This is a genomic window from Phenylobacterium sp., assembly GCF_030693625.1.
In the GTDB taxonomy this organism is placed as follows: domain Bacteria; phylum Pseudomonadota; class Alphaproteobacteria; order Caulobacterales; family Caulobacteraceae; genus Phenylobacterium; species Phenylobacterium ferrooxidans.
In genome coordinates this window covers 42901-49415 of record NZ_JAUYAF010000045.1, presented here as the reverse complement: position 1 = coordinate 49415, position 6515 = coordinate 42901, and the positions used below count along the sequence as shown (strand labels likewise).

The 6515-nt window shown below is 70.5% G+C and carries 4 protein-coding genes; 3 read left to right on the top strand and 1 reads right to left on the bottom strand.

The annotated features are described in order from the left end of the window. The first annotated feature begins 453 nt into the window (after positions 1–453). Together Q8N10_RS09810 and Q8N10_RS09805 are read left to right on the top strand one after the other, a co-directional pair. Complete coding sequence (locus Q8N10_RS09810; RefSeq protein WP_304776318.1) at positions 454–2979, top strand: helicase-related protein; 2526 nt, start codon at positions 454–456, stop codon at positions 2977–2979. Further along, positions 2976–3251, top strand: coding sequence for an RNA-binding S4 domain-containing protein (locus Q8N10_RS09805; RefSeq protein WP_304776316.1), 276 nt, complete (start codon positions 2976–2978; stop codon positions 3249–3251). Before Q8N10_RS09810 ends, Q8N10_RS09805 begins: the two co-directional genes overlap by 4 nt. Here the strand turns inward: Q8N10_RS09805 and Q8N10_RS09800 are convergent. Continuing rightward, on the bottom strand, positions 3233–3955 hold the full coding sequence (locus tag Q8N10_RS09800; protein ID WP_304776314.1) for a hypothetical protein: 723 nt from the start codon (positions 3953–3955) through the stop codon (positions 3233–3235). The genes Q8N10_RS09805 and Q8N10_RS09800 overlap by 19 nt on opposite strands. 117 nt (positions 3956–4072) lie before the next feature. Here Q8N10_RS09800 and Q8N10_RS09795 point away from each other — a divergent pair, with 117 nt between their 5' ends. Beyond that, complete coding sequence (locus tag Q8N10_RS09795) at positions 4073–6424, top strand: penicillin acylase family protein (protein WP_304776312.1); 2352 nt, start codon at positions 4073–4075, stop codon at positions 6422–6424. Positions 6425–6515 lie beyond the last annotated feature (91 nt).

The following is a 6515-nucleotide window of genomic DNA, read 5'->3' as shown; positions in this document are numbered from 1 at the left end:
CCTGCTCATCCTCAGCTCAATAGCTCAGGGGTTAGCGGTCCCTCCACCGACAGTCCGCCTGGCGCGCCAACGCCAGGCGGACGTCCCGGAAGACAGCCACAATCTAGCACCACCCCAACAGACAAGGGGTCGCGCTCCGCTCAACGCGTCTCTCCCTCTTGGTTCGTGAGGTTCGTGGACAATCTTTTCCCGCCCTGCGGCGTCGCTGCTGAAGGAATGGAACCACGAACCTCACGAACCCCACGAACGGTGGTCCTGACCCAAGCGGGTACGATGAGAGCCGGCCTGCGCTGGGGAAATTCGCCGGATAGACCTTTCGACCCCTCATCCGACCCTGCTCCGCAGGGCCACCTTCTCCCGCAAGGGGAGAAGGATCGCGGCCAGGGCGGCTTTCGTGTCGCAGTCCCTCCAGCGCCGCTTGCCGCGCGTCGATTCCCACCCCAACTTGAGATCATGAGTCACCGTCCGACCGGCGCGCCGCCGCCCCGCCTCGTGGCGGTGCTGGGGCCGACAAACACCGGCAAGACCCACCTCGCCGTCGAGCGGATGCTGGGGCACGCCTCGGGCATGATCGGCCTGCCGCTGCGGCTGCTGGCCCGGGAGATCTACGACCGCATCGTCAAGGCGCGCGGCGCGCGCTCAGTGGCCCTGATCACCGGCGAGGAAAAGATCGTCCCGCCGCGGGCCGTCTATTTCGTCTGCACCGTCGAGGCCATGCCGCTAAGCCGCGAGGTGGAGTTCCTGGCGGTGGACGAAATCCAGCTCTGCGCCGACCCCGAGCGCGGCCACGTCTTCACCCATCGCCTGCTGCATGCGCGGGGAACCTACGAGACCATGCTGATGGGGGCGGGCACCATGGCGCCCCTGATCCGCCGGCTGCTGCCCAACGCCGAGATCGTCACCCGCGAGCGGTTCTCCAGCCTGACCTATGCGGGGCCCAAGAAGCTGACCCGCCTGCCGCGCAGGTCCGCCGTCGTGGCCTTCTCCGCCGACCAGGTCTACGCCATCGCCGAGTTGATCCGCCGGCAGCGGGGCGGCGCCGCCGTGGTGATGGGCTCGCTCAGCCCCCGCACCCGCAACGCCCAGGTGGCGCTCTATCAGTCGGGCGAGGTGGACTTCCTGGTGGCCACCGACGCCATCGGCATGGGCCTGAACATGGACGTCGACCACGTGGCCTTCGCCGGCCTGCGCAAGTTCGACGGCAAGCGCACCCGGTTCCTACATCCGCAGGAGGTGGGCCAGATCGCCGGGCGGGCCGGACGGTTCCGCACCGACGGCACCTTCGGGGTCACCGGCGAGTGCGAGGACATGGACGCCGACCTCGTCGAGGCGGTCCAGGAGCACCAGTTCCAGCCGGTGGCCGCCGCCGAATGGCGCAACGCCAAGCTCGACTTCTCGTCGCTGCCCAACCTGATGAAGTCCCTGGCCGCTCCGCCGACCTTCGATGTGCTGAAGGCCTCGGCCGAGAGCCTGGACGAGGTGACCCTGCGCCAGCTGGCGGGGGATCCCGACATCGCTGAGCGGGCCCGCGACAAGCCCTCGCTGATGCGGCTGTGGGACGTCTGCCAGACGCCGGACTTCCGGAAGGTCAGCCACGAGGAGCACCTGCGGCTGACGCGGGACTTCTTCGAGTATCTCACCAGCCGCAACCGTCGCATCCCCGAGGACTGGATCGCCGGCCAGTACCGCCACCTGGACCGCACCGACGGCGAGATCGACACCCTGTCGGCCCGGCTGGCCAGCGTGCGGACCCTGGCCTATGTCGCCAACCGCCCCGATTGGCTGGCGGACGCCCAGGCCTGGCAGGCCAAGACCCGGGTGCTGGAGGACAAGCTCTCCGACACCCTGCACGAGAAGCTGATGGCCCGCTTCGTGGACCGCCGGACCAGCGCCCTGATGCGCGGTCTGCGGGTGCGGGAGGACATGCTGGCGGGCGTCGCCGAGGACGGCACGGTCACCGTCGAGGGGCACTATGTCGGCAAGCTGCGGGGCGTGACCTTCGAGGCCGAGCACGGCGCCTCGATCCTGGAGGAGAAGGCTCTGCGCGCGGCGGCGACCCTGGCCGTGGGCCCCGAGATCGCCAAGCGCCTGGGCCAGCTCGCCGCCGAGCCCGACAACGCGTTTTCCCTGACACCCGACGGCATGGTGCTGTGGCGCGGCCAGGCGGCGGGCGCCATCTCCGGGGGCTCGCCTTTCGCGCCTCGGGTGCGTCTGCTGGGGGAACTGGGCAATCCCGCGGCCCGCGAGCGCGCCACGCGGCGGCTGGAGGCCTTCCTCGCGGCCGAGGCCGTCCGTCGCCTGGGGCCCTTGCGCAAGCTCGAGATCGCGATGGCGGAGGGCAAGATCAAGGGCCTGGCCCGCGGCCTCGCCTACCGCCTGATCGAGGCCGGCGGGGTGCTGGATCGCCTGCAGGTCCACGCCGAAACCAAGGCCCTGAGCCAGGTGGAGCGGCGCATGCTCAAGGGCTTCGGCGTGCGCCTGGGCCACTTCACCCTCTATCTGCCCGCGATGCTCGCCCCCAGCGCCCTGAGCTTCGTCCAGGGCTTCGCCGACCGGGCCTGGCGCCCGCCCGCCCACATCATCAGCCGCCTGCCGGATCCGCCGCCGCGCGCCACGGCGCTTGCCGCCTTCGGCTTGCGGGCCGTGGGCCGGCTGGCCGTACCCGTCGAGATGCTGGAGCGGATGGACGACCTGATGCGGGCTGGAAAACCCGGCCAGCTCACCGACGCCGACCGCGAGGTGCTGGGCTGGAGCGAACCGGAAACGCGGGACATCCTTCGCGCCCTCGGCTTTGCGCCCACGACCAAGCCAAAGGCCGGCGAGGCCATGGTCTGGCGCCGCCGGGGTGAGAAGCCCGTCGAAAGGCCCGCCGCGCCCTCCCCCCACTCGCCCTTCTCGGCGCTGGCGGCCTTGAAGGACAAGCCCGCGCCTGCGCGGCGTCCGCGCCGCCGCCGCAAGGCCAAGGCCGCGCCCCCATGAGCGAGACGGGTTGCCGCGCCGATGTCTGGCTGTGGCGGGCGCGGTTCTTCAAGACCCGCTCCCTGGCCGCCAAATTCCTGGACGAGGGCAAGGTTCGCCTGACCCGCGCCGGCGCGGAGACCCGCATCGACAAGTGCGCGCGGGCCCTGAAGGTCGGCGACCAGCTGGTGTTCGCGGTCGGCGGCAAGCTGATCGCCGTGGCGGTTGAGGGGCTGGGGGACCGCCGGGGGCCGCCCGCTGAGGCGCGGGGGCTTTATTCGACGCTAGGGTGAGACGTTTCTCCCCTGTTTACGGGGGAGGAAAACGAACGCCGCACCAAGTCGCGCGCCGCCACCAGCAGCACGGGGGTCCAGCTCAGGACCAGGGCGTAGGTCATCAGGGCGGCGCGGCTGTTGTCGATGGCGGCGAAGGCCGTGCCCACCATGGGCAGGAGCAGCAGCATGGCCAGGATCGGCCGACGGGTCTCGGGCGCCATGCAGATCCGCGCCAGCAGGAAGGCGTGCAGCGCCAAGGCCGCGAACTTGACCCAGGCGCCGTCGCTGGCGCGCAATAGCAGATGCGCCGAGCCCTCCAGGTCGCAGGTGATCTGGAGCAGGGTGAAGGTTTCAACATAGTCCGCGGCCAGGGCCAGTAGGGCGACGCCGATGGCAGGCAGCACCAGGGGCTTGCGCAGGCCGCCGCCCAGGAACATCGCCGCGCAGACGGCGAAGGCGGTGTAGGCCGGAATATAGGCCTTCACGTCGAGGTGGTTCACCGCGTCCATCGCGGTGACGATGGGGACGCGGCAGGCCTCCGGCGTGAACACTTTCAGCGACTGCTCGAGGGTGCGGGCCAGCTCGAAGTCCACCACCTTGCCCGGCGCCCAGCACGCGCCCGCCGCGGCGACCTGCGGCAGCATCTGGAAGGCCGCGGTGATCGCCACGGTGGCGAGGCCGGTCAGGACGGTGAGGCCCGCCCAGATGCGGTGGCTGTTCATGGCTTCCCCCAAATCAATGGCCGAGGCGCACTCTGCTTCCCGCGCGCCTGTGGAGGAACCCTCTTCGATCTCTCCTCGTCTTGCCCTAGCCTCAGCCTCCGGCCCCGGAGGAAACCCATGCCCAAGATCACAGCCCCGCTTCTGGGGGCCTTGCTGAGCTGCTCCAGCCTGACCGCGCTCGCCGCCCCCGCCCAGGAGAGCCGCGCCGTCGCGGGCCTGGCGGCGCCGGCGGAGATCCGGGTCGACACCTGGGGCATCGCGCACATCTATGCCGGCAGTGTCCGCGACGCCTTCTTCCTCCAGGGCTACAACGTCGCCCGCGACCGGCTGTGGCAGATCGACCTGTGGCGCAAGCGGGGGTTGGGCCTGCTGTCCAAGGACTTCGGCCCCACCTATGTGGCCCAGGACCGCGCGGCCCGCCTGTTCCTCTATCGCGGCGACATGACCAAGGAATGGGCGGCCTATGGGCCCGGCGCGGAGGCCAACACCACCGCCTGGGTGGCGGGCGTCAACGCCTTCGTGGACGAGATCGCGGCGGGCAAGCGGCCCCTGCCGCTGGAGTTCAAGATCGCCGGCTCCGCCCCGGACCGCTGGAGCCCGGAGGACGTGGTGCGCATCCGCAGCCACGGCCTGACCCGCAACGTTCCCAACGAGGTCGGCCGCGCCCAGATCGCCTGCAAGGCGGGCCTGCCGGCCGCCCGTCTCTATCGCTTCATCGAACCCAAATGGACCACCAAGGTCCCGGAAGGTCTCGATCCCTGCGCCATCCCCGCCGATGTCCTGGCCGACTACCAGCTGGCCGGTTCGGGGGTGAAGTTCAGCGGGCTGCCGGAGCAGCGCGCCGCCCTGGAAATTCCGCCCGAGGCCATCGGGTCGAACAACTGGACGGTCTCCGGATCGCGCACGGCGACGGGCCGGCCGATCCTGGCCAACGACCCGCACCGGGAGCATGGCGCCCCGGGCCTGCGCTATATCGTCCACATGAACGCGCCCGGGTTCTCGGTGATCGGGGCCGGTGAGCCGGCGCTGCCCGGTGTCTCCATCGGCCACAATGGCAAGATCGCCTTTGGCCTGACCATCTTCCCCGTCGATCAGGAAGACCTCTACGTCTACGAGACGCAGGGCGACCGCTATCGCTACGGCGACGGCTGGGAGGCCATGAGCGTGGTGCAGGACGCCATCCCGGTGAAGGGCGAGGCCGCGCCGCGTTCCGTGGAGCTGCGCTTCACCCGCCACGGGCCTGTGCTGAAGAGCACCGAGGGCAAGGCCTTCGCCATCCGCACGGTCTGGAGCCAGCCCGGGACCTCGGCCTATTTCGGCTCCACCGGCTACATGCAGGCCCAGGACTGGACCAGCTTCAAGGCGGCCCTGGCCGGCTGGGGGGCGCCCAGCGAGAACCAGGCCTATGCCGACACCTCGGGCCACATCGGCTGGGTGGCCGCCGGCATGGTCCCGGCGCGGCCCAACTGGGACGGTCTGCTGCCGGTACCGGGCGACGGGCGCTATGAGTGGAAGGGGTTCCTCGAGCCAGACGAACTGCCCAGCGTGGCCGATCCGAAACAGGGCTGGTTCGCCTCGGCCAACCAGATGAACCTGCCGGCCGACTATCCGGTGGCGCAGCGCAAGGTGGGGTTCGAATGGTCCAACGCCGCGCGATTCCTGCGGGTGAACGAGGTGCTGGCCGCCAAGGGCAAGCTGACCGTGGCCGACGCCATGGCCCTGCAGACCGATCCCTATGACATCACCGCGCGGCGGCTGATCGCCGTGCTGGCGCCGCTGAAGACCGATGACCCGAAGCTGGCCGCCGCCCTGGCCCTGCTGCGCGGCTGGGATCACCGCACCTCGGAGGGCAGCGCCGGGGCGGCCCTGTTCGAGGTCTGGACCGGCAAGCACCTGGGCCGGACCGTGGTCGCCGCCGCGACGCCCGCGTCCGTGCACGGGGTCATCGGCAATGGCGACCTGGCCGCCGTCATGCACCTGCTGGACCACCCCGACGCCACCTTGCCCGCCGACGCCCGCGACGGGGTGCTGAAGACCAGCCTGATCGCCGCCTTTGACGAGGTCGCCGCGCGCCTCGGGCCTGACCCTAGGACCTGGGCCTGGGGCCGGCTGCATCATGCGCGACTTGAACACGCCCTGACCCCGCTGGCCGACGCCGCCACCAGGCCCCTGCTGGCGGCGGGACCGACGCCGATGGGCGGAACCAGCCTCTCGCCGATGGCGGCCAGCTGGCGGCCGGATGACTTCCGGGTGGTGGCCGGCGCCTCGTTCCGCATGGTCCTGGACGTCGGCGCCTGGGACAACAGCATGGCCATCAATACGCCCGGCCAGTCGGGAAACCCCGAGAGCCCGCACTATCGCGACCTGTTTCCGAAATGGGTGAAGGGCGAGTACGTGCCGCTGGCCTATTCGCGCAAGGCGGTGGAGGCGGCGACGGAAACCGTGATCTCGCTCACACCTGCGCCGTGAGCCTATCGGCGGCCTCAGATATCCTGCGGGCGGGCGGCATTGACAATTGGGGGTCTGACCGGGAAAACCCGCGCTCTAGATCCGCCGGAGT

What these genes read in the sequence shown, in the direction of transcription:
- Q8N10_RS09795 (WP_304776312.1), top strand. Translation starts at nt 4,073, where the DNA reads ATGCCCAAGATCACAGCCCCGCTTCTGGGGGCCTTGCTGAGCTGCTCC.
- Q8N10_RS09805 (WP_304776316.1), top strand. Translation starts at nt 2,976, where the DNA reads ATGAGCGAGACGGGTTGCCGCGCCGATGTCTGGCTGTGGCGGGCGCGG.
- Q8N10_RS09810 (WP_304776318.1), top strand. Translation starts at nt 454, where the DNA reads ATGAGTCACCGTCCGACCGGCGCGCCGCCGCCCCGCCTCGTGGCGGTG.
- Q8N10_RS09800 (WP_304776314.1), bottom strand. Translation starts at nt 3,955, where the DNA reads ATGAACAGCCACCGCATCTGGGCGGGCCTCACCGTCCTGACCGGCCTC.